This is a genomic window from Elusimicrobiota bacterium (genome assembly GCA_016218575.1).
Classification (GTDB): domain Bacteria; phylum Elusimicrobiota; class Elusimicrobia; order UBA1565; family UBA9628; genus JACRDN01.
This window is the reverse complement of record JACRDN010000023.1, coordinates 26,041-46,934: the sequence shown is the minus strand read 5'-3', so window position 1 is coordinate 46,934 and position 20,894 is coordinate 26,041. Positions and strand designations below refer to the sequence as shown.

The following is a 20,894-nucleotide window of genomic DNA, read 5'->3' as shown; positions in this document are numbered from 1 at the left end:
GCCGCGGCCATGCTCTCGGTCATCATCCCCTGCCACAACGAAGAGGAGAACATACGCCGCTTCGAGACGGAACTCTGCCCCTCCCTGCAAAGCCTAGGCATGCTCTACGAGGTCATCCTCGTTGACGACGGCTCCACGGACGGCAGCGCCGAGGCCATGAAAGTCCTCTCCGCCTATCCCTCCATCAAGGTGCTGAGCCACGGCTCCAATCGCGGCATGGGCGCGGCCCTAAGAACTGGGTTTGCCCAAGCCAAGGGCCAGTGGATCATGACCTTGGACGCCGATCTTACCTTCCACCCATCCCAAATCGCCCAGCTTCTGGCCCACCAGAAGGAGACCTGGGCGGACATGGTCTCCGGCTCCCCCTTACTCACGCCCGAGGGCCTGGCTAAGGTGTCATGGACCCGGAGGCTTCCGAGCGCGGTCATCAACGGCCTCTACCGTCTGCTCTTCTCTCGGCGCCTGACCTCGTACACCACGATTTTCAGGCTCTACCGGGCCTCTCTTCTCAAGGCCATGCGCCTTGTCTCGAACGGCTTCGAGCTTAACGCCGAGATCGCGGTGCGTTTCGTCAAAAATCACCGCAAGCTCGAGGAGATCCCAGCCGTGCTCTCCACGCGCGAGCAGGGCTATTCCAAGCTAAACCGGTGGCGGGAACTGAAAAACCACTTGGTCCTAATGTTGCGTCTGAGGCGTTTCTGAGATTTTTGATAAAATGAGGTGACATCCATGACTGACAGAGGAAGCGCCAGCCGCCCATTGCGCGTGGCCGTCGTCGGCTCGGGCCCCTCCGGCTTCTACGCCGCCGAGGCCCTTCTCAAGCAAAAAGAAATTCCCGTGCGGGTGGACATGTTCGACCGCCTGCCCACCCCCTACGGCCTGGTGCGCGGAGGGGTCGCTCCCGACCATCAGAAGATCAAGAGCGTCACCGTGGTCTACGAAAAGATCGCGGTCATGCCCGAGTTCAGGTTCTTCGGCAACGTGAAGCTCGGACGGGACATACAGGCCGCGGACTTGCGCCGGCGCTACGGTCAGATCGTCTACGCCGTGGGCAACGAAAGCGACCGCCGCCTCGGCATTCCAGGGGAGGATCTGGCGGGCAACCATTCCGCCACGGCCTTCGTGGGCTGGTACAACGGCCATCCCGACTATCGCGAGGAATCCTTCGACCTGTCCTGCGAGTCCGCGGCCGTCATCGGCATCGGCAACGTGGCCATGGACGTCACCCGCATCCTGGCCCAGGACCCGGAGAAGCTCAAGAGCACCGACATCGCGGGCTACGCCTTGGAAGCCTTGAGGAAGAGCCGGATCAAGACGATTTACCTTCTGGGTCGGCGCGGCCCGGCCCAAGCCGCCTATTCTCCTGCCGAGATCCAGGAGATCGGCCACTTGGAATCGGCCGATCTGGTGGTCAACCCCAAAGAAATCGAGTTGGGCGACGAGGCCTCCAAGGCCGCCCTCTCCGATCTGGAGACCAAAAAGAACGTCGAGTACGCGGCTTGCCGCGCACGGCTGGGCGAGGGAAGCCGGGAGAGGAAGGTGCGCCTGCGCTTCTGCGTCTCTCCCGTGGAGGCTCTGGGGGCGGATGGGAAAGTCAAGGCCCTCAAACTCGAGAAGAACGCTTTGGTCCCGGACGGCAAGGGAGGAGTCTCCGCCAAGGGCACCGGGCAATACGAGACCATTCCCGCGGGGCTGGTCTTTCGCTCGGTGGGCTACCGGGGCATCCCGATCCCGGGAGTGCCCTTCGACGAAAAAAGCGGCAAGATCCCGAACAAGGACGGGCGCGTCCTCGACTCTGCCTCGGGCCAAGTCCTTCCCGCGGAGTACGCGGTGGGCTGGGCCAAGCGCGGCCCCTCGGGGCTCATCGGCACTAATCGCGCCGATTCCGTGGCCACGGTCAAGGCCATGCTCGAGGACGCGGCCAAAGGGCTGTTTAAGGCCGAGGCCCCCGATTCCGACCCGGAGGCCATGCCGCGCCTCCTGCTCGAGCGCGGCGTCCGCTTCATTGATTTTCCCTCCTGGAAGGTCCTCGACAAGCTCGAAGTGGAGAATGGCTCGCGTCAAAGGAAGATCCGCGAGAAATTCACCCGCGTCGAGGACATGCTCCAGGCCTTGAAAAGCGCCTAATGCTCGTCCTGGTGTTCTATTACCTCGTCCTGCCCTTCCTCCTGGGCTGGGTCTTCATTAAAATCATCAAGAAATACGGCCGCCCGAAAATCCCCGCGGAAGTGGCGCTCCTCTATGCCGAGCGCCCGATCGAGAAGGGTTATTTCAGGGTGGTCAAGCGCCGCGCCTCGGGGGTTGATTTCCTGGGCGATTTCGAGAAGCAACCCGAGGCCGTGGATGAGATGTATAGGGCCCGGGCCTCGGCCCGGGCCCAGGGAGAACCTGCGGCTTTCTTTGTTCTCAATGACCAGGGCGAAGCCCTAGAAGAAGTGGATTCTTAGATTTTGGCGCCGATGGGAGCCGCTAAAGCGGGAACATAGAACCGCTCCACGTACTCCTTGACCATGCGGTTGGCGCAGAAGTTGGGGGAGACGCTGCGGATGGATTCCTTCATTACCTTGACCCAGCCGTGGGGCACGCGGCTTAGGTCCCGCTCGTAGAAGAGCGGAATGATCTCGTTCTCCAAAGCGCCATAAATCTCCTGGGCGTCCGCGGCGTCGGCCGCCTCGCCCGAACCCCGGCCTCCGGGCTCGCCGATGGGCCAGCCGTTTCCTTTGTTGTAGCCCTCCTCCCACCAGCCGTCCAAGATGCTGAGGCTCGGAACCCCGTTGACCGCGGCCTTTATGCCGCTGGTGCCGCAGGCCTCGAGGGGAGCCAGGGGATTGTTGAGCCACAGGTCGCAGCCATGCACGAAATAGCGGGCGATGTGCATGTCGTAGTCCTCGACGAAGGCGATGCGCCCGCCGAAGGCAGTATCCTTGGCCAGGCGGTAGACCTGCTGGATCAAGGCCTTGCCGGAGTCGTCTGCGGGATGGGCCTTGCCCGCGAAAACGATCTGAACCGGCCGCCAGCGGTCGAGGAGCAGTCGCTTCAAGCGGTCCAGGTCGCGCAAGATGAGGGCCGCCCTTTTATAGCCGGCGAAGCGCCGCGCGAACCCAATGGTGAGGGCCGTGGAGTCCAGGAGCGCCCCCTGGGCCACGACCTGGGAGGAATCCGAGCGCCCCTCGATCCAGGATCGGCGGGCCCTGCCGCGCAGAAGATTAAAAAGCTCTTCCTTGGAACGCTGATGCACCTGCCAAAGCTCCTCGTCCGGGATGGCGGCCACCCGGGACCATAGGGCCGCGTCGTCCTGGTTCTCCCACCAGTCCTGCCCCAGGTACTTGGAAAACGTCCAGCCCAGGTCCTGCTGGACCCAGGTAGCCAGGTGCACGCCGTTGGTGACGTGGGCGATGGGAACCTTCTCCTCGGGTTCGGCCGGCCAAAGCTTCCGCCACATCTGGCGGGAAACCTGCCCGTGCCGCCGGCTCACCCCGTTGCGACGCCCGCTCAGCCTCAAGGCCAGCGCCGTCATGTTCCAGCCCGGCCCCCCCCCCGGCGAGCGGGCCAAATCGAGGAAGGACTGCTGGTCCAGGCCCAAGGAGGGCCAATAATTGCGGAAATACTCGGCCACCAACTGCTCGTCGAAAACATCGTGCCCGGCCTCGACCGGGGTATGGGTCGTGAACACGCAAGCCGCCGCCGTTTCCCGAGCCGCCTCCGAGAAGCTCTTGCCTTGCGCCACCAACTCGCGGATGAGCTCCAAGCAAAGGAAGGAGGAATGGCCCTCGTTGGCGTGGTAGACCGCGGTGGGGATGTTCAAGGCACGCAGCATGCGCACGCCCCCGATGCCCAGGACGATCTCCTGGCGCAGGCGAGTGGTACGGTCGCCCCCGTAGAGCCGGCCGGAAATCTCCCGGTCGTGCGGCGGGTTGCCGTCCACGTTGGTGTCCATGAGATAGAGCTTGACCCGACCCACCGTGACTTCCCAGACCGCGATGCGCAGTTGCCAGGAGCCCACGCTCAAGCCCACGATCAGGCGCTCGCCAGAGGGCCCCAACACGGGCCGAACCGGGGCCGTGTTCCAATCGATGTGCTCGTAAACGTTCTGCTGCCAGCCGTCCGACGAGACATGCTGCTGGACATAACCCTGGGGGTACATGAAGCCCACCCCCACCAAGGGCACGCCCAAATCCGAGGCCGTCTTGCAATGATCCCCGGCCAGGATGCCCAAGCCGCCGGAGTAAATCCTTAGGGAATTGTGCACGCCGAACTCGGCGGAAAAGTAAGCCACGCTTTTGCCCGCGAATTCAGGGTGCTTCCTCTTGAACCAGGCTGCCTCGTCTCCCAGGTATTGGTCGAAAGCCCGGATCACCGAGTCGTAGTGGGCCAGGAAACGGGAATCCTTGGCCAAAGCCTCCAAACGGGGAAGCGACTGCTGAAGGAGAAGGACGGGATTATGGTGGGTGTTGGACCAGAGGGTGCGGTCTATCTGCTTAAAAAGGGCTCGCGCCTCGGGATGCCAGCACCACCAGAGATTGTAGGCTAAATCCTTGAGGCGGGAGAGCCTCGCCGGCGTTTCCCATTTCAATATGGAATCCATGGCCTATTTTACCAAATTTGTCTATTCCTCCAGGCGAAAAACCATGGTTTGGCCGAGTTTGACCGCGACCGCCCCCCCCGGCCCCAAAGCCGGGGAAAAGCGCATGAGGCGGCCCACTTGCCCGGCTGCCTCGTCGAAGGCCTCCCCCCCCGACTCCAGGACGTCCACGGAAGCCACCCGCCCGCTTTGACTGATGTGGAGGATAACCTTGACCACCCCTTCCCGCCCCGCCCGGCGCTCTCTCTCCGGATAGAAACGACGCAAATTGGCCAGGACCTCATCGCGGTTGAGGAGTTGGGGCAGGCGCAGAAGGGCCGCACCTCCATTCCCGGTCCCGCCGGGAACCCCGTAATCGGCTCCCGCGCCGGAACCCCCGGGCAGGGGCGAGGTCCCCCCTCCCTCCGGGGTTCCCCCGGGCGTGGGGGAAGGCTCGGGAGCGGCTTCGATCTTTTCGGTCTTGGGGCCGGGCAAGACCCAGTCCTTGGGGGCAACGAGCTTTTTAAGCGCCTCTTGGGGCTTGGCGCTTTCAGCCGGAAGGCTTGGGCCCGGCAGAGGCCGGGCCGCGGCTTTCTTCGGGGCCCCGAGCTTCGCGGGCCCCGTCCCCAGCATGGGGATGGTCAGATCCACCTCCACGAGAGGCGGGAATGGACGGGCAATCCACAATTTGACGGCGCCGAAGAAACCCGCGTGGAGAGCGAAGGAGGCGGCCAGGCAATTCCTGAAAAAATGCGGGCTTGCCGCCCTCATTTACCAATGGAGACTTCGAGGCCGATTTTCTTGACCCCGGAGGCCCGGATCGAGTCCAGAAGGGAGACGATGTCGCCGTAGGACAGGGCCCGGTCCGCGGACAAAGTCACCGCGGCTCCCGGACGGCTCTGGACCAGGCGCGAGAGGGCCCCGGCCAGGGCCTGCGGGCTCATCGCGACCCCTCCCATGAGGATCTCCCTTTTGGCGTTGTAGACGACGGCCACGGCCTCGGTGGCGGCGCGCTCGTGATGGGCGGCCTTGGGCACGTCCACCTTGAGGGCTCGGCGCTGGATAAGGGGGGCCGTCGCCATGAAGATGATGAGCACGACTAAAATGATGTCCACCAGGGGAGTGACGTTGATCCCGGTGATCGGACCCTCGTCTCCCGCGGCATGCGCGCTCATGGCGAGCCCTTGGCGGCCCGGATCTGGGCGATGAGGAAGCGTCCCAGGGACTCGGTGCCCAGGAGCAGGTCCTTGGCCTTCTTCTGGAAATAGTTGTAGCTCACCACGCAGGGGATGGCCACGAAAAGCCCCACCGCGGTCGCGATTAGGGCCTCGGAAAGTCCCTTCATGACCACCTCCGGCCCGGCGCTGGCCTGGGAGAGGTCATGGAAGGCCTTGATAACGCCCAGCACCGTGCCGAACAGTCCCACGAACGGGGCGTTGTTGCCCAAGGTCCCAAGGGCCAAGAGCCTTTTCTCAAGGCGGTTTTTCTCCTCGAAGCTCGCGGCCAGGAGCAAGTCCTCCACTCCCGCCGGGCCGTGGTGGGACTGGGCCAAAGCCGTGCGCAGGATGCGGGCCGCGGCCCCCTGGTGCCTATGGGCCGTTTTCTCCAAAATAGAGAGATCGCGGCCAAAGTCCTTGATCAAAGCCTGGCGGAGCTCCGAAAAATCCTTTTCCTCCTGAAACAACAGGACTCCCCTTTCGATGATGATGGCCAAAGACAGGACCGAGCACAGAAGCAGTCCGTAAACCACCCAATCCCCGCCGGTGAGCGCCAGGGCCAGAATCCACGTTATGTCCATATCCCCCTCGGAACTACTGGTACCTCTGAAGGCGCAGAAGCGCCGAGCAAAGCTCCGCCTTGACCGCCGGATGGCTCTCCTGGCCCAATTGCAGGAAAAGCCTGCGGTACTCGTCGCCCTTGCCTAACTCCCCGAGATAATGCGCGGTCATGGCCCGCACGAACCAGTCCTCGTGCTGGTAGAGGCGCAGCAGCATCTCTCGGCCGAAAATGTCCCCCATGCGCCACATCCCAGCCGCGGCGTATATCCGGACCGCGAGCGAGTTGTCGTCCCGGGCCGCGTTGGAGACCAGGAACTGGACCGAGGGATCGCCCAGGACGAGGAGGGACTCCAAGGCCGCGAAGCGCACGGTCATATTGGGGTCCTGGAGGGCGGACTGGAACAGGTTCATGTAGCGCAAATCCTTGGCGTAGGCCAAGGCCACCAAGGCCGCGGCGCGGGTCTGGGTGTTCTTGCCCAGGCGCACGGTTTTCTCGAGCTCGCTCGAAAGCTCGAAGTCGGTCACCCCGGCCAGGCCCTCGGTGAGGAGAAAGCCGAGCTCGGTGTAGCGGGTCTTTAAGTTGTAGCCGGTGAGGGTGCTAAGCTTGTTCAAGTTGCCGACCGAGGCGTCCAGGGCCTCCTGCGACTGGGGACGGGCGTCCTGGCGCTCGCGCAGGAGCCTTAAGAGATGCAGGTTGATCTGGGGGTCTATGGCGAGCCTCTTGGGGATTTTAAGGCGTGGGGCCGTGATCACCAAGGGCTCTAGCTGAAGAACGCTGGCCGAATCTGGGATGGCCCCGGTCTGTGCCATAAGGCCCGGGCTCAACCCTATCAAGAACGCCGCAAGCGCGATTTTCACGAGCCTTTCTTGGGAAACAACTTCAAGGCCGCGATACAGTACTCCGCGACCACGAAGTCGTTGCCCGCCTCCCGCCCGATCCGGGCCACCAGGCGGTCATAATCCCCGCCAGCGCCGAAATCCCCCAAATAGCGCCCCGCCATGGCCCGCACGAGCCAGCTTCCGTCATCGAGGAAGGCGCGCAGGCGGTTGAGACCCGCCGAGTCGCCGAGCCGGGCCAAGGCCGCGGAGGCGTAGACCCGAAGGATCGGCTCGACCTCCCTTTCGGCCACCGCTCCAAGAAGAGGCAAGGATTTTTCGGGGTGGCCCCAGGCCTGGAGGGCCTCCAAGGCCCCGAAGCGCACGGCCGGGTCGAGGTGCACCAAAGCCTCCCGGAACACGTCGTAGTCGCGCAAGTCCTGGGCCCGGGCCAAAGCCACCAAGGCCGCGGCGCGAGTCTCTCCGTTGCGGTCCCAGCGGGCTAGATTGACAAGCTGGCCGCGAAACACCGGGTCCTGGTTGCGGGACAGGGCCTCGGCCAGGGGAATGCCGATATTGAGATAGCGGTTGCGCAGGGAATAGCCGATGGGGGAGCCCACTTTCAAAATCTCGCCCACGGGCGCGCCCTCGGCCTTGGACAGGTCCACTGTGGCCTGGTCCTGATGCTCGAGAAGATCCACCAGGACGTTGGTGATCTGGGCGTCGGTCTTCATGGCCCCGGGAATAACCGCCGCGGGACCGGCCGGCGCCGTCGAGACCGGGACCTCGGCGCAACCTGAGAGCACCGCCAAGCCCAAAGCAACGGCCCAGGCGAAAAACCCGCCTTTCATAGGGCTAATAGTACAAAAAATACGTTACAGACTTGTTATACTGAAGCCCATGCGACCCGGAATCGCCGTGGTGGCGTTGGCAGCTTTTCTAGGAGCCTGCCATGAGAGGCGGGAGGCCTCCCGCGAAGACCTGACGCCCAAGGCCGCGCGGCGAGCTTGGGCCGAAGCTCTCGAGGAGAATAAAGAGCCGGTCAAGGCGGCGGTCCTAGGACCGGATTCTCGCGGCTGCACTTGGATCGCGAGCGAGGGGTCTATCGCCGCCGGCGAGGATCAAACCCCACACCAGCTGCGCGCCCAGGCCGTGGACGCGGCGAGGCGCTCGGCCATGCAGGATTTTCTGGGCGTGTCGGTTCGAGCGCGCACCATGGATTTCCAGCAGGAGGGCTTGCGCGACCAAAAGCAGGTCATCGAGAGCATGCTGCTCACGACCCGGCAAGGACGCATCATGGACGAGCAGGTGCTTAGGGACGGCTACGAGGACGCGCCAGGATGTCCGCGCTGCCGCTACCGCGCCGCGATCAAGACCTGCCTCCTACCCACTCCCGGCTACGCCGACAAGGACTTCTCCCTGGACCTCGGCCTTTCGCGCGACATCCTCTTTGACGGAGATGAGGTCACGCTGAGCGTCACGGCGACCCGGGACTGCTACCTATACGTCTACGATCTGTGGCTTGACTGGCAGAAAACGTCCTTAATAGCGCCCAACCCGCAGATTCCGGAGATCCGCCTCAAGGCGGGCCAAACCTGGGAATATCCGGACGCTGCGGCGCGCAGGGCGGGGGTAAAGGCCTTGGCGGCCCAGCTCCCGGAGGGCTATGACGTCTCCGTTGAAACCGTTCGGGTCGTGGCCTCCAGGCAGCCCCTGCCGGCGAAAGTCACCGATCCGGCGCAGGGATTTCTTGCCGTCCTGGGGCGCCTCAACGCCCAGAAAATCGACTGGGCCGAGGACGCTCAGGCCTTTACCATCTACAAGGCTAAGCGCTGAGTTTAGGGCCGGAAAATCACCTTGTCCCCGTTCTGCTCTCCCATCAGCACGGGGTTCTGCTCGCGGTTTTGCCGGCGGGCCTCGTCCTGGACCTTGGGCTTGAGGTATTCCTGGAGGCCTCTCACCGTGACGTTGCCGTCCTTGTCCCGGGCCTGGCCGGAGAGGCCCTTCAGGAAATAATAGGTGAAGATGCCGTGGCCCTGGCCGTCCAAGGTGCTGGTGATCTCGTTTTCAGCGGCGGCGGCGAACAGCGACATGCGGCCTTGGGGAAAGATGCCCGTTTCGACCTTGGTGACCAAGGGCCGGGCCCCGTGGGCCAACACCGAGCGGCCTCCCGCTCCAGAGAAGCAGGCGTCCAAAGCCACGAGCACCTCGCGGGCCTTCAGGGCATTGAGGCTGGCGTAGAGGCGCTTGACCGGATAGCCCGTGTTCTCCAAGAAGTTGGCGTCCCCGTCCCAAGGGACGAGGAAAGCCTCGCCGGTCTTCACGTCCGGAGCGCCGTGCCCGGAGAAATAGAAAAACACCCGGCTTTCCTCCTTGACGTTCCGAGGCAGCCAGGACTCCAGGTATTTCTCGATGGCCGTGCGGCTGGCCTTTTCCCCCAACATCAGGATCACGTTCCGGCTCGGAAATCCCAAGGCCAGTAGATGATTCTTGACGGCCTCGGCGTCGCGCTCCGCGTAGAGGGCCGCGGGCAGGTCGGAGTATCTCTCGACGCCGACCACCACGGCGAAATCATCCGGCCGCTCCGGGGCCTTGTAGGAGGGCTCGTCCACGTCGGAGCGGATCTCCGCGGCCGGGGCGGCGGCTTTGGGAACCTGGACGGCCTGCGCGCTTGAGACCGCGGCTTTGACGATGCCCTCTAGGTCCTCCTTGGAGATGCCGCCCCCGGCGGAGGCCTGATCCCGGCGCTTGAAATAGTCCTCCCGGTCGGCCGCGACGGCTCTATACAAGGCGGTCCCCGGCTTGAAGGCGTCGTATACGGCGGCTCCCACGCTGCCGACGTAGCCTCCCTGCAGGCGGTACAAGGGTTTTCTCGAATAGGCCGAGAGCACCTCGGTCATCTCCGCCTTGCCGGCGTTGGCGAGCCTCATCTTGATGATGAGATCGCTGTCCTGCGGGGAATTGTAGTCCGCCAGCCAGTTCAGGGACTGGTATTTCCTCTGGTGAGAGAACATCTTCACGGTGGAGGGCTTGTCCGGAAACAGGGCGGCGAACCCGAGAATTGGAACCCAGCCCGCCGCGTTGACCTTGTACTCCTCGGAGCACATCTTGCCGGCGCAAAGAAGGCCGAATTTAAGCTCCTCGCCGCCAAGGTCGGGGCTCGCGCCCGGGGCCAGCTGGGCGGCGCGCTCCCGCGCGTATTGCGTAGGGCCCCCCACGGGTGCGGTGGCGCAGGAGGAGAACAGCGCGCCCATGGCGGCAAAGGCTAAAAATCGAGGTGTTTTCACGAAGCCCCTAAGTTTATAACAACCGAACTATAACGTGTCAAGATTTGGCGACATCAGAAAGACAAGTGCTCCATGTGCCAAAAAGTCCCCTGGTCTCTGAGCCTGTTCAAGAAGGCTCCCAAGGGCTGCGTGCCTTCCTGCGTGTCGGAATAGCCGTTAACAATCTTTTCACAGGCATGTAATGTTTCTGTCACAGGGTCCTGGTAGACTAATCCCAAGGCGCATACAACGGCTCGACAGCTTAGTACGGCAACAGGACGGCATCACCAGGAGCTCCGCCCCTTCGCGACTCTCCGCGCGAAGGGGCGGCTCGCTTTTAGTCCTTGCCGATGTCTTGGAAGGGCTTGAGGATGCGCTCGAGCCAGCGCTGGTCCATGGTGTCAAAAGCCCCGAGTTCCTCACTGTCGACATCCAGCACGGCCCAGACCTTGCCCTGGGAATCGAAAACGGGAAGGGCGATTTCGGAGAGATTCTTGGGGTCGCAAACGATGTGGGCTTGGCCCAAGGCTCGAACGTCAGGGACGATCAAGGGCTTCCCACTTTGGGCCACTTTCCCGCAGACCCCGTGCAAAGGAAGGGGAGAGCAGGCGGGCTTGTCGCGGTGGGGACCCACAGTCAACTGCTCTTTAGCCGGTTCCAAGATGTAGAAGCCGCACCAAGAGTACGGGCTTTGCGCGAACTGGTCCCAGAGCTCGTCGACGACCTCGCGCATCATGCGCTCAGCCTCCAAAGTGCGCCGGCGCCATTTCGTGTCCAGGGCGTGGTGGACCTTGTTGTAGCGCGCCCGCGAGGGCCTGTCTTTCAAGTTCTCTTGCGCCGAGGACGGCTCCGTCATATTTTGCTCTCCTGAACGATTAACTGCCCGCAAGCCCCCTGGATATCCTGCCCCAGATTCTGGCGCACCGTGGCCTTGAGCCCCGCGTCCAAAAGGGCCCTCTGAAACCGCCGGGCCTGCTCCTCGGAGGAGGGCCTGTGCGGGGTGTCGGTGGGGTTGAATACTATTAAATTAACGTGCAGGCGCTCCAGGGCTCCGATGGACTTGACGTAGCCGACGAGCCGGCGGGCGTCCTCCGGCCGGTCGTTCTCTCCGGCGAGCAGGACGTACTCGAAGAAGACCTTGCGCGAGCTCTTCCCTAGATACGCTTTCAAGGCCTGGGCAAGACAGGAAAGGTCGTAGGCCTTGTTTAGCGGGACGAGGCGCGCGCGCAGGCCGTCCTCGGCGGCGTGGAGGGATATGGCCAGGTTCACCTGGGGAAAATCCGCGCCGAAGAGCTCGATCTTGGGAGCCACCCCCGAGGTCGAGACCGAGATATGCCTGGCCCCGATGCCGAACTGGCGCTGATCCATCAGGACGCGCAGGCTCTCGGAGAGGGTCTCGTAGACCGCGAAGGGCTCCCCCATTCCCATGTACACCACGTTGTCGAGCCGTCCCGGGAGATTCTCCGCCTTCATATGCTGGCGCCAAAACAGGACCTGGTCGGTGATCTCATCGACGGTGAGGCTGCGGGAAAGCCCCATGAGGCCGGTGGCGCAGAACGTGCAGCCCACAGCACAGCCCACCTGGCAGGAGATGCATGTGGTCCAGCGCCGGTCGCTGGGCCTCAGAAGCACGGTCTCGATCAAGGCGCCGTCCGGAAGTGCTAGCGCCGCCTTGCGCGCCCGGCCGTCCTTGGACGCGGAAAGGCTGCGCGGGGAAAGGCTCTGGATCGGGGCCCTCTCGGCCAAAGCCCGGCGCAGCTCAGCGGGGAGCACGGAAATCTCATCGTAGGAGCGGACCGCGTCCTGAAACACAGCGCGCCTCACCTGGTCTAGGCGATAGGCCGGGGCCCCCAGCGACTTCAAGACCTCCTGGGCGCGCGCCAGATTAATAAGAGACCTCCATGACGTCCTTGAAATCGATGAGCCTCTTCATGACCTTCTCTTGGCTGGCCCGACTGCCAGTGGTGTACCATTCGCTGTAATAGAAGCCGTTCTTCTTCATGAGCTTGCGGCGCATGATGCGGACGCGGGCTTCCCGGAAAATGCCCGCGATCTCCTCGATATGGCCGTGATCGAATTTGGAGATGATCTTGTAGGTGTGCCTCTCACGCCAGTCGTCGATGAGGATGTCGAGCTTGGTGAAGGCAAGCTGAATGAAGAGCACCAAAACCGTGGCGAAGGCCGCCTCGTTGTGGTAGCCCAGGCCCACCCCCATGCCGATAGCGGCCACGGTCCAGATGGTTGCCGCCGTGGTGAGTCCCGTCACGCGGTCGCCCTCGCGCATGATGGCCCCCGCGCCCAAAAATCCTATGCCCGAGACGATTTGGGCCGCGATCCGGGTGGGATCGCTTCCCCCATAGAAGCGCACCGAAAGCACCGTGAACAAGGTGGCTCCAAGGCAAATTAGAATATGCGTGCGCAGCCCGGCTGCCTTGTCGCTCACCTCGCGCTCAAGCCCGATGACCCCGCCCAAGCACAGCGAAATCAACAATTTCATCAAGTCTTGGTTTATCATTCTTATCCTCTAGACCATGGAAGAGTCGAGCGCACGTCCCGACAGAAGCCTCACCGCCGCTTCCCCGGCCGCGCGGCCCGAGGCCGCGCAATCAGGCAGGCCGACCCCTTTGTAAGAGCACCCGCATAGGATAAGGCCTAAATGCCCTTTTAGGCAAGAGGCAATTCGCTGGAGCCTCAACTCATGGCCCACCGTGTACTGCGGGTTGGCCTTGAGCCAACGGGTGGTCTGGGAGAGCACGGGCCTGACGGAACCCAAACCCAAGAGCCTTACCAAGTCCTCCCGGGCCAGACGCTCGACCTCCGCGTCGGCAAGCTCGGCCGATTCTTCGCGCCCGGCCCCGCCCAGAAAACAGCGCACCAGGACCTTCCCCTCGGGAGCGCGGCCCTGGAATTTCGTGGAGGTGAAGGTCGCGGCCGACACGGTTAGGCCCTCGCTCTTGGGCGCCAGGAAGCCGAATCCGTCCAGGGGATGGGGGAAGCCCTTTTTTTCATAGAGGAAAGAGACCGTGGCCGTGGAAACGAAGGATATCTCGCCCAAGATCGCCGCAAGCTCCCCATCGAGATCCTGCAGAAGGGATGCTAGGGCATTGGCAGGCAAAGCCGAGACCACGACATCCGCGGTGAAGCTCCCAGCGCCGGCAAAGGCCTTCCACTGCCTCCCCTCGCGGGAGAGGCGCTCCACTCGCGCCCCGGTGCGGACCGTCCGCCCCGGCAGGCGCAGGGCCAAGGCTTGTGTGAGGCTGGACAATCCTCCCTTGAGCGTCATGAACATCGTGTTCCCGCGGCCTGAAGGAGCGGGCATCCGGCGCAGGCTTCTCAAAACCCCACCCTTCTTCTCCATTTCCTTGAATTGCGGGAACGCACTTGCTAAGCTCAGCTTCTCCGCGTCGCCCGCGTATATCCCGGCAAAAAGCGGGGCCACGATTTTATCCAGGACCTCGGAGCCCAGGCGGCGGCGGGTGAAGTCCGCCAAAGACTCGTCCAGGTTTTCCTCGCCCGCGGGCACGAAAGGCTCGAGCCCGGCCCGAAGTTTTCCCCGCAGGCTCAAAAGCTCAAGGCCCAGCCAGGATGAAAACTTCCTCGGCAGGAGCCCGCCCTCGGGAAGCGGAATCATTTCCCCACGGGAGACCACGCAGACTCCCTTGCGCGCGGGGTTGGTTGGCACAAGCTCGGAGCCAAGCCCCAGCTCCCGCGCCAATTCAAGAATCCGGGGCTTGACGGACAGGAAGGAGTCCGGGCCCCTCTCGAAAACGGCACCGTCGCGGACTTCGGTGAAGACCTTGCCCCCAACGCGAGAGGAGGCCTCCAAGACCAGAACTTCGACCGACAACCCCTCGCGCCTGGACCTCGCCACAATCTCATAAGCCGCGCAAAGCCCGGAAATGCCGGCTCCCAAGACCAGAACTCGCTTCATGGGCTGGAACTAACGGCGATAGCCGTGCACCCAATCGACCACGGCGCTCACGTTTTCGAAGGGGGTCTGGGGAAGGATGCCGTGGCCGAGGTTGAAAATATAGCCGGGGCGGCCATCGGCCTGGCGCAGGATATCGTCCACGGCTTGCCGGAGGGCCTTCTTGGGAACCATGAGAAGCGCAGGATCAAGATTGCCCTGGACCGCCTTTTTTCCGGCCCGCTTGAAGGCCTGGGAAAGATCGATGCGCCAATCCACTCCCACCACATCCCCCCCCGCTCCGGCGAAATCCTCGAGGAAGCCCGCGGTCCCGGTGCCGAAATGGATCAAGGGAACCTTGGTTTTCTTGAGCCTCTCCAGGACCCAAGCCGAATGCGGCAGGACGCGGCTCCGGTATTGATCCGGCGACAAGGCCCCGACCCAGGAGTCGAAGAGCTGAAGGGCCGAGGCCCCGGCCACGGCCTGGCCCTCGAGGTAGCGGGCGGTGACGGCCCTCAGCTTTCTCATCAAGAGGTCCCAAGCCCGGGGCTCGGAGTGCATGAAGGCCTTGGTCTTCAGGAAATGGCTCGAGGACCCGCCTTCGATCAAGTAGCTCGCCAAGGTGAAGGGGGCGGCGGCAAAGCCGATCAAGGGCAGGCCCTTGAGTTCCTTGACGGCCAAGGCGATGGCCTTGAACACGAAGCCGAGCTTCTCCTCCACGTCAAATTCCGGTAGGCGCGCCACCTGGGACGCTTCCTTAAGGGGATTGCCAAGGATCGGCCCAGGAGCAAAGCGCAGGCGGGCCCCCAAGGGCTCCAGAGGCAGGAGAATGTCCGCGAAAATGATGGCCGCGTCCACGGGCATGCGGCGCACGGGCTGGAGGGTGACCTCGCAGGCGAGCTCCGGGGTCTTGGCCAGTTCCAGAATCGAGTATTTCCGGCGCATGGCCTGGTACTCCGGCATATAGCGCCCGGCCTGGCGCATGAACCACACCGGGATCCGGTTCGCGGCCTGCCCACGGCAGGCGCTAAGAAAGGACGACCTTTGTTCCATAATTTAAGGAAATTACGCCTTATTTTATTTTATTTTGAGGCATAATTACCGATGCTGTGCCTATGTCTGATCTAGGTCTTTTGGCCCTGTAATCAACCGCGGAAACAGGCCATCCTGAGTTTGTGAAATCAAGAAATGTCGGATTGCTTTTGGCCGAGCTCTTCCTGCTCGTCTCGCCCTGCTGGGCGCTCGACAAACCCATATGGGAGCAGCAATTGCAAGCCGTCAGCGAGGATATCCCAAAATTCTCTCCGCAAAAACCGAAAACGCTCGTCTCTTGTTACCTAAAGAACGATTGGACCACGACCGGATTCTTCTTCAAACTCCATGAATCCCAGGACAAACGATTGTCCGCCTTCTTGTGGCAGACCGGATGCTTTGGTTCAGGTCCGTCTATTCTGGACGGTTCCGAGGCCATTATTGAACATGGCAGGGATTATTTCCTCATTCGATCGAAAACCGAGCGAGCGGAATTCATGCTCCAAGTCAGCTTCGCCGAAACCGCGGTTCCAAGAGCCCACGCCGACTTCCTTGACAAGAGTTATTCCCATATAGGAACCGTGCGTCTCCTAAAATACAAGCTGTCAGACGATGAATCATTTGAAGATCACGATGCGCCTAAGGGAAGCAAGTTCTATTGCGCCGTGCATCCCGAACTAATTCCGCAGCAAGTTAAGTAAGTTAACGGCTGGCGCCTAAATCGCGAGCAAGGTGTCGGCGGTGCGCAAGGTCTCGAGCATGGATTCGGCGGTCTTGGCGCGGAGGAGCTTGCGACGCAGGGTCTCATTGGTCATGAGGGAGGCGATGCGGCCGAGAACCCGGAGCTGGGCCACCGGGGTCGCGGCCGGGGTGAGGATGAGAAAGATCAGGCGCACGGGCACGGCGTCGGGGGCGGGAAAGGGGACGGGCTTCACAAAACGCCCCAAGGCCACCAAGGTCTTGTCGAAGCCCGCCAGGCGCGCGTGGGGGACGGCCACACCGTGGCCCACGGCACTTGAGAACTTGGCCTCGCGCTCCCAGACGGCCTTGAAAATTTCATCCCTCTTCAAGGTGGGGCAGGCCGCGGCGAGCCTCTCCAAAAGACGGGAAATCGCCTCGGCGCTGTCGGCCGCCTGGAGCTCGACCGAGACGCTCTGGGGCACCAGGACGTCCATCAAGGACCAGGCCTGGGGAAGATCAAATTCGTCGTGCACCTCTCCCACCAGCTCCTCCAGGATGTCCTCGAGCGTGATGAAGCCCGTGAGCTGGCCCTGGGCGTCGCGCACCGCGGCCAGGTGGATGCCCTTGTCCGGGAAATACTTGAGAAGCTTTTCCAAGGAGTCGCCCTCGCGGACCTCGGCGAGGTCTCGCCTGATCTTCCTCAGTTCCTGGGAGCTCTCCGGCGGCCGTAACATCAAGTCCTTGACGTGCACCATGCCGATGACGGATTCTATGTCTCTCTCGCACAGGGGATAGCGGGAGAGTCTCCGGGACCGGACCAGGTCCCAGTTCTCCGCCCATGGCTTGGCCAAGGACAGAAAGGCCATCTTGTCCTTGGGCACCATGATCTCGGAGACCTTGGTGCGGCCGAAATCGAACAGATTCTCGAGAAGAAGCAGCCTCTCCAAGGGCAAGGTCCCCCGCTCCTGGGTCTCCCCCAGGAGGATGCGCATTTCCTCCTCAGAGACGACGGGCTCGGATTCCGCGGCGGTCTTGAAACCGAAAATCTTTAGAAAGAGCCGGGAGCAGTAGGACATGAAGGACACGGGCAGGCGCAGGAAGCTCGAGAAGCGCCTCAAGGCATAGACCCCTCCCAAGGCGATGGACTCGGCCTTTTGAAGGCCGATCGAGCGCGGGATAAGCTCCCCGAACACGATATGGGCCCAGGAGAGCAGGAGCAGACCCAGCCCGAAGGCCAGGCTCTCTAGCAGCGGGATGGGCATGGGGCTCGGCAGGGATTGAAGAAGAGAGCCCATCATCCGGGCGAGGGCGGGCTCCCCGATCCACCCTAGGGCCAAAGCGATCACGGTGATGCCCATTTGGATGGCGGCCAGGTAATCGTCCAAACGCCCTTGGAGCTCCTTGACCCCCACGGCCCTGGCGCTGCCCCGGCGGATCAGCATCTCGATGTGTGAGGAGCGCACCTTGACCAAGGCGAACTCCATGAGGACGAAAAGGGCGTTGAGCCCGATGAGGAAAACCGAGACCAACAGAACCCATGCCATGGCTGGGTGCTATTATACCCCATTACCCATGGAACTTTTTGAGGGGGTCGCTCGTATAGCTAATGGCGCAATTTGCTAAGATCACAGCCAACGGAGGGTCTATGCCAGAAACCAGGGAGTTCAAGCCTTTAAAGGAGTTCGGATCTTTGGCTCTTTCGGAGAACAGCGAGCTCAAATTCTACGCGGACGAGTTCAAGGGCCATCAATTCGGCTCCATCCGCACCTTCCTCAAGGGCGAGGGCTACACAGGCCCCACCAAGTCGGGGGTCACCGTGAACGCCGCCATCCTCTCGGGACTGGTCGAGAGCCTCTCGAAGCTCCCCAAGGAGCCGCAAGCCCTGGAGGAGAAGGAACTGGCGCGCTTTCCCAAGAAGATAGGAGTCGAGCTCGTCCTGAGGGTCACGATTTTCCGCGACGCCACGAGCCTCGACCTGCGCGAGTGGGTGGACGAGGAAGGCTACAAGGGCTGGTCCAAGAAGGGCGTGCGCTTTTCCTACGGGGACCTCGGGAAGACTTTGGTCCTTCTCCAGGATATGCAGAAATGGCTGGGCGCCAACGGAAAAACAAGGCAGCCCGCCCACAGCGTGTAAAGTGCGCTCCAAACCCCTCCTAAAGGTCGTTTGCGCGTCCTGGCTCCTCTTCTGCGCGGGGGGCTGGGGCCAGGCCGCGCTCGAGCCGGACCCCGAGGCCTCCCTGATCGGGCAAATGGTGGCCCGGATCCTTGAGAACAACCACTACAACCATCACCCCCTGGACAAGAAGACCTCCCAGGACCTGCTCGCGCAATACCTCGACATGTACGACTACAACCATATGATTTTTGAAAAGTCGGACGTGGACGAGTTTAAGGCGCGCTACGGCGACGCCTTGGCCGCCCAGGCCAAGCAGGGAGACCTGCGGCCGGCCTACGAGATATTCGAACGCTTCATGAAGCGCCTGGAGGAGCGCGAGGCCCTGGTGCGGCAAATCCTGCGCTCCACCCCCACTTTCAATACCGATGACCGCCTCAACATCAACCGCCATGAGGAGCCATGGTCCCGCACGCCCCAGGAAGCCCAGGCTCTCTGGCGCTTGAGGATCAAATACGAACTCCTACAGGAGCGCCTCAACAAGGCCAAGCCCGAGGAGCGGAATAAGACGATCTCGCTGCGTTATGAGAGGCTCCTGCGCAGCTACCGGGAGCTCGACTCGAGCGACATCCTCCAGAACTATCTCACGGCCTTGGCCCATACCTTTGATCCCCACTCCGATTACATGGCCGCGCCGCAGATGGAGAACTTCAACATCAACATGCGGCTTTCTTTGGTGGGCATCGGGGCTGTGCTGCGCTCCGAAGACGGTTACGCCAAGATCGTCTCGCTGGTCCCGGGAGGGCCGGCGGACATCGACAAGAGGCTCAAGCCCAACGACCGCATCGAGGCCGTGGCCCAGGGGGACGAGCCTTTCGTGGAGGCCATGGGCATGAAGCTAGACCGCCTGGTGGGAATGATCCGCGGGGAAAAAGGCACGGTCGTGCGCCTGCGCGTGATTCCGGCCGACGCCATAGACCCCTCCACCAGGGTCGTGGTCTCCTTGGTACGCGACGAGATCAGGCTTAAGGACCAGGAGGCCAAGGCTCGCCTCATCGAACTTCGAGAGCCGGCCGGCGGGGCCCTCCGGATCGGGGTGATAGACCTTCCCTCCTTCTACGCCGACACCAAGTCCATCATCTCGAGCAAAAGCACGACCCAAGACGTCGAGAAGCTCCTCGAGCACCTCAAGAAGCAGGACATCTCCGGGCTTATCCTGGACTTGAGGCGCAATGGCGGAGGCTCGCTCCCGGAATCGCTGTCCCTGACCGGGCTCTTCATCCCGAAGGGGCCCGTGGTCCAAATCAAGGACGCGCGCGGAGTCACCAAGGTTTTGAAGGACACCGTCTCAGACGTCTCCTACGCCGGGCCCATGCTCGTGCTCACAAGCCGCGCCTCCGCCTCGGCCTCGGAGATACTGGCCGCCGCCCTCCAAGACTACGGCCGGGCCGTGGTGGTGGGAGAGAAAAGCACTTTCGGGAAAGGCACGGTGCAGTCCATCACGGAGCTGGCGCAATACCTGCCCTCCGCGCTCAAGAGCTACCCGCCGGGAGCCATCAAGATGACCGTGCAAAAATTCTACCGGATATCGGGAGGATCCACCCAGCACCGCGGGGTCATTCCAGACATCCACCTGCCCTCGATCAACGACCTTTTAGACATGACGGAGTCCTCGCTTCCTGGCGCCCTGCCTTACGACGAGGTGGATCCGGTCTCCTACCAGCCCAGCGCCACCGTCACGCCGGCACTTCTGAAGCAATTACGCGAAAGCTCGGCCAAGCGCCTTGCCGCGTCGCCTGAGTTCACCTGGGTCAAGGAGGACATGCAGCGCTACGAACGGCAGAAGAAGGAGAAATTTATTTCCCTCAATGAGCGTAAGCGTCTGGAAGAGAAGAAGCGCGATGAGGAGCGCCTCGAGGCGCGGAAGATTGAGCGCCTAAAGCGCCGCTCCGCGGGATTGACCACGGCCGCAATCAGCCTCGATGACGCCCTGGCCCAAAAGCCGATTGTCCTGTCCACAGGCCCGGTCACCGTGACGGCAGAGCCCGGGGAAACCGAGAAGCCCTCCTCCCCCCTTCCCGACGTCGAACTTGAGGAGTCCGCGCGGATTCTTTCGGACATGATATCGTACTCAAGCCAGGCTACGGCCGCGGCAATCCGGCGCTATTGAGGACAGTGTAGGAAGGCCCTTTCGGACCGAGCTCGCTCTTGAAGAGGACCAAGCTTTCGACCTTGGTCCTGAGCCCCTCCAGGGACGGCGGATTTTTCATGAGCGCCTTCAGGGGATCGAGGCGCGAAGGGCTGCGCATGCGGCCCAAGGTCAGGTGGGTCTTGAACTCCCGGCCGGAGGGGCCGATGGGCAGGAGATGGGCGCGGGCCAAGGCCTTGCTGAGGTCTTCCGCCAAGGCCTTGAGCTCCTCCTCGCCTTGAGAGGCCCCGAGCCAAATCACCCGGGGATAATCCCAGGATTCGAAAGCCCCCCATCGGTCGAAGACCAAGTCGAAGGCCGGGCGCGACCCCACGGCCTCCTCAAGGGCCCCGGCCAGGGTCGGAACCTTGGACTCCGCAACCTCCCCCAAAAAGCTCAAGGTCAAGTGCAGCTGGCCAGGGTCCACCCATTTGAAATCCGCTCCGGTCCGTCCCAACTCCTCGATGAGCCGCCCCGCGCCCTCCTTCAGCGCCGCCTCGACCGCAACCGCGAAAAATGCCCTCATAATTCGGTAACAGTTACCGATTTCCC

At 62.6% G+C, this 20,894-nt stretch carries 21 protein-coding genes; 7 read left to right on the top strand and 14 right to left on the bottom strand.

Features of this window, described 5'->3' with window-relative positions; translation table 11 throughout:
• Positions 1 to 9 precede the first annotated feature (9 nt).
• From HY921_12780 to HY921_12770, 3 genes are read left to right on the top strand one after another with little or no spacing between them, the layout of a single operon-like run.
• Positions 10 to 702, top strand: a complete 693-nt coding sequence (locus HY921_12780) for a glycosyltransferase family 2 protein (protein ID MBI5631745.1) — start codon at positions 10 to 12, stop codon at positions 700 to 702.
• A gap of 27 nt (positions 703 to 729) precedes the next feature.
• The gene (locus HY921_12775) at positions 730 to 2,127 is read left to right on the top strand and encodes an FAD/NAD(P)-binding protein (GenBank protein MBI5631744.1); all 1,398 of its coding nucleotides are present in this window, start codon (positions 730 to 732) and stop codon (positions 2,125 to 2,127) included.
• Entirely contained in the window at positions 2,127 to 2,447 is a 321-nt protein-coding gene (locus tag HY921_12770; GenBank protein ID MBI5631743.1) for a hypothetical protein, read from the top strand. The genes HY921_12775 and HY921_12770 overlap by 1 nt, the downstream gene beginning before the upstream one ends.
• Here the strand turns inward: HY921_12770 and glgP are convergent.
• From glgP to HY921_12740, 6 genes are read right to left on the bottom strand one after another with little or no spacing between them, the layout of a single operon-like run.
• The gene (glgP, locus tag HY921_12765; protein ID MBI5631742.1) at positions 2,444 to 4,585 is read right to left on the bottom strand and encodes an alpha-glucan family phosphorylase; all 2,142 of its coding nucleotides are present in this window, start codon (positions 4,583 to 4,585) and stop codon (positions 2,444 to 2,446) included. The two genes, HY921_12770 and glgP, sit on opposite strands and share 4 nt — an antisense overlap.
• Positions 4,586 to 4,606: 21 nt before the next feature.
• A complete protein-coding gene (locus HY921_12760; protein ID MBI5631741.1) occupies positions 4,607 to 5,332 on the bottom strand; it encodes a TonB family protein in 726 nt (241 codons plus the stop codon).
• Positions 5,329 to 5,736 carry a biopolymer transporter ExbD gene (locus tag HY921_12755; protein ID MBI5631740.1) on the bottom strand — a complete coding sequence of 136 codons (408 nt, stop codon included), beginning with the start codon at positions 5,734 to 5,736 and terminating at the stop codon, positions 5,329 to 5,331. Before HY921_12755 ends, HY921_12760 begins: the two co-directional genes overlap by 4 nt.
• On the bottom strand, positions 5,733 to 6,359 hold the full coding sequence (locus tag HY921_12750; GenBank protein MBI5631739.1) for a MotA/TolQ/ExbB proton channel family protein: 627 nt from the start codon (positions 6,357 to 6,359) through the stop codon (positions 5,733 to 5,735). The genes HY921_12755 and HY921_12750 overlap by 4 nt, the downstream gene beginning before the upstream one ends.
• Before the next feature lie 13 nt (positions 6,360 to 6,372).
• Positions 6,373 to 7,197 carry a HEAT repeat domain-containing protein gene (locus tag HY921_12745; protein ID MBI5631738.1) on the bottom strand — a complete coding sequence of 275 codons (825 nt, stop codon included), beginning with the start codon at positions 7,195 to 7,197 and terminating at the stop codon, positions 6,373 to 6,375.
• Positions 7,194 to 8,006, bottom strand: coding sequence for a HEAT repeat domain-containing protein (locus HY921_12740; protein MBI5631737.1), 813 nt, complete (start codon positions 8,004 to 8,006; stop codon positions 7,194 to 7,196). The genes HY921_12745 and HY921_12740 overlap by 4 nt, the downstream gene beginning before the upstream one ends.
• Positions 8,007 to 8,055: 49 nt before the next feature.
• Between HY921_12740 and HY921_12735 the strand changes: the two genes are divergently transcribed.
• Positions 8,056 to 8,991 carry a DUF4384 domain-containing protein gene (locus HY921_12735; GenBank protein ID MBI5631736.1) on the top strand — a complete coding sequence of 312 codons (936 nt, stop codon included), beginning with the start codon at positions 8,056 to 8,058 and terminating at the stop codon, positions 8,989 to 8,991.
• A gap of 2 nt (positions 8,992 to 8,993) precedes the next feature.
• Here HY921_12735 and HY921_12730 read toward each other — a convergent pair whose 3' ends face one another.
• From HY921_12730 to hemE, 6 genes are all read right to left on the bottom strand, one after another.
• Entirely contained in the window at positions 8,994 to 10,442 is a 1,449-nt protein-coding gene (locus HY921_12730; GenBank protein ID MBI5631735.1) for a caspase family protein, read from the bottom strand.
• Positions 10,443 to 10,758: 316 nt separating this feature from the next.
• Positions 10,759 to 11,277 (bottom strand): GAF domain-containing protein, encoded by a 519-nt coding sequence (locus tag HY921_12725; protein MBI5631734.1) that lies wholly within the window; start codon positions 11,275 to 11,277, stop codon positions 10,759 to 10,761.
• On the bottom strand, positions 11,274 to 12,284 hold the full coding sequence (gene rlmN / locus HY921_12720) for a 23S rRNA (adenine(2503)-C(2))-methyltransferase RlmN (GenBank protein MBI5631733.1): 1,011 nt from the start codon (positions 12,282 to 12,284) through the stop codon (positions 11,274 to 11,276). Before rlmN ends, HY921_12725 begins: the two co-directional genes overlap by 4 nt.
• A gap of 22 nt (positions 12,285 to 12,306) precedes the next feature.
• A complete protein-coding gene (locus tag HY921_12715) occupies positions 12,307 to 12,936 on the bottom strand; it encodes an MgtC/SapB family protein (protein ID MBI5631732.1) in 630 nt (209 codons plus the stop codon).
• A 9-nt stretch (positions 12,937 to 12,945) separates the two neighbouring features.
• Positions 12,946 to 14,352: a protoporphyrinogen oxidase gene (gene hemG / locus HY921_12710; GenBank protein MBI5631731.1), complete on the bottom strand. Its 1,407-nt coding sequence runs from the start codon at positions 14,350 to 14,352 to the stop codon at positions 12,946 to 12,948.
• A gap of 9 nt (positions 14,353 to 14,361) precedes the next feature.
• Positions 14,362 to 15,381: a uroporphyrinogen decarboxylase gene (gene hemE, locus HY921_12705; protein MBI5631730.1), complete on the bottom strand. Its 1,020-nt coding sequence runs from the start codon at positions 15,379 to 15,381 to the stop codon at positions 14,362 to 14,364.
• A 122-nt stretch (positions 15,382 to 15,503) separates the two neighbouring features.
• Here hemE and HY921_12700 point away from each other — a divergent pair, with 122 nt between their 5' ends.
• The gene (locus HY921_12700; GenBank protein ID MBI5631729.1) at positions 15,504 to 16,061 is read left to right on the top strand and encodes a hypothetical protein; all 558 of its coding nucleotides are present in this window, start codon (positions 15,504 to 15,506) and stop codon (positions 16,059 to 16,061) included.
• A 15-nt stretch (positions 16,062 to 16,076) separates the two neighbouring features.
• Here HY921_12700 and HY921_12695 read toward each other — a convergent pair whose 3' ends face one another.
• Positions 16,077 to 17,585, bottom strand: a complete 1,509-nt coding sequence (locus HY921_12695; GenBank protein MBI5631728.1) for a DUF21 domain-containing protein — start codon at positions 17,583 to 17,585, stop codon at positions 16,077 to 16,079.
• Between the two features lie 101 nt (positions 17,586 to 17,686).
• On the opposite strand from HY921_12695, the gene HY921_12690 reads away from it, so the two are divergent.
• Both HY921_12690 and HY921_12685 read left to right on the top strand, forming a co-directional pair.
• The gene (locus HY921_12690; protein ID MBI5631727.1) at positions 17,687 to 18,175 is read left to right on the top strand and encodes a hypothetical protein; all 489 of its coding nucleotides are present in this window, start codon (positions 17,687 to 17,689) and stop codon (positions 18,173 to 18,175) included.
• Position 18,176: 1 nt separating this feature from the next.
• Complete coding sequence (locus tag HY921_12685; protein MBI5631726.1) at positions 18,177 to 20,324, top strand: carboxy terminal-processing peptidase; 2,148 nt, start codon at positions 18,177 to 18,179, stop codon at positions 20,322 to 20,324.
• Here HY921_12685 and thpR read toward each other — a convergent pair.
• The gene (gene thpR / locus HY921_12680; GenBank protein ID MBI5631725.1) at positions 20,296 to 20,868 is read right to left on the bottom strand and encodes an RNA 2',3'-cyclic phosphodiesterase; all 573 of its coding nucleotides are present in this window, start codon (positions 20,866 to 20,868) and stop codon (positions 20,296 to 20,298) included. The genes HY921_12685 and thpR overlap by 29 nt on opposite strands.
• Between the last annotated feature and the right edge of the window lie 26 nt (positions 20,869 to 20,894).

Coding starts and splice junctions, on each gene's coding strand:
- HY921_12780 (MBI5631745.1), top strand. CDS start 10: ATGCTCTCGGTCATCATCCCCTGCCACAACGAAGAGGAGAACATACGC.
- hemE (MBI5631730.1), bottom strand. CDS start 15,381: ATGGAACAAAGGTCGTCCTTTCTTAGCGCCTGCCGTGGGCAGGCCGCG.
- HY921_12735 (MBI5631736.1), top strand. CDS start 8,056: ATGCGACCCGGAATCGCCGTGGTGGCGTTGGCAGCTTTTCTAGGAGCC.
- HY921_12740 (MBI5631737.1), bottom strand. CDS start 8,006: ATGAAAGGCGGGTTTTTCGCCTGGGCCGTTGCTTTGGGCTTGGCGGTG.
- HY921_12725 (MBI5631734.1), bottom strand. CDS start 11,277: ATGACGGAGCCGTCCTCGGCGCAAGAGAACTTGAAAGACAGGCCCTCG.
- HY921_12760 (MBI5631741.1), bottom strand. CDS start 5,332: ATGAGGGCGGCAAGCCCGCATTTTTTCAGGAATTGCCTGGCCGCCTCC.
- hemG (MBI5631731.1), bottom strand. CDS start 14,352: ATGAAGCGAGTTCTGGTCTTGGGAGCCGGCATTTCCGGGCTTTGCGCG.
- HY921_12750 (MBI5631739.1), bottom strand. CDS start 6,359: ATGGACATAACGTGGATTCTGGCCCTGGCGCTCACCGGCGGGGATTGG.
- HY921_12775 (MBI5631744.1), top strand. CDS start 730: ATGACTGACAGAGGAAGCGCCAGCCGCCCATTGCGCGTGGCCGTCGTC.
- HY921_12770 (MBI5631743.1), top strand. CDS start 2,127: ATGCTCGTCCTGGTGTTCTATTACCTCGTCCTGCCCTTCCTCCTGGGC.
- HY921_12690 (MBI5631727.1), top strand. CDS start 17,687: ATGCCAGAAACCAGGGAGTTCAAGCCTTTAAAGGAGTTCGGATCTTTG.
- glgP (MBI5631742.1), bottom strand. CDS start 4,585: ATGGATTCCATATTGAAATGGGAAACGCCGGCGAGGCTCTCCCGCCTC.
- HY921_12715 (MBI5631732.1), bottom strand. CDS start 12,936: ATGATAAACCAAGACTTGATGAAATTGTTGATTTCGCTGTGCTTGGGC.
- thpR (MBI5631725.1), bottom strand. CDS start 20,868: ATGAGGGCATTTTTCGCGGTTGCGGTCGAGGCGGCGCTGAAGGAGGGC.
- HY921_12755 (MBI5631740.1), bottom strand. CDS start 5,736: ATGAGCGCGCATGCCGCGGGAGACGAGGGTCCGATCACCGGGATCAAC.
- HY921_12695 (MBI5631728.1), bottom strand. CDS start 17,585: ATGGCATGGGTTCTGTTGGTCTCGGTTTTCCTCATCGGGCTCAACGCC.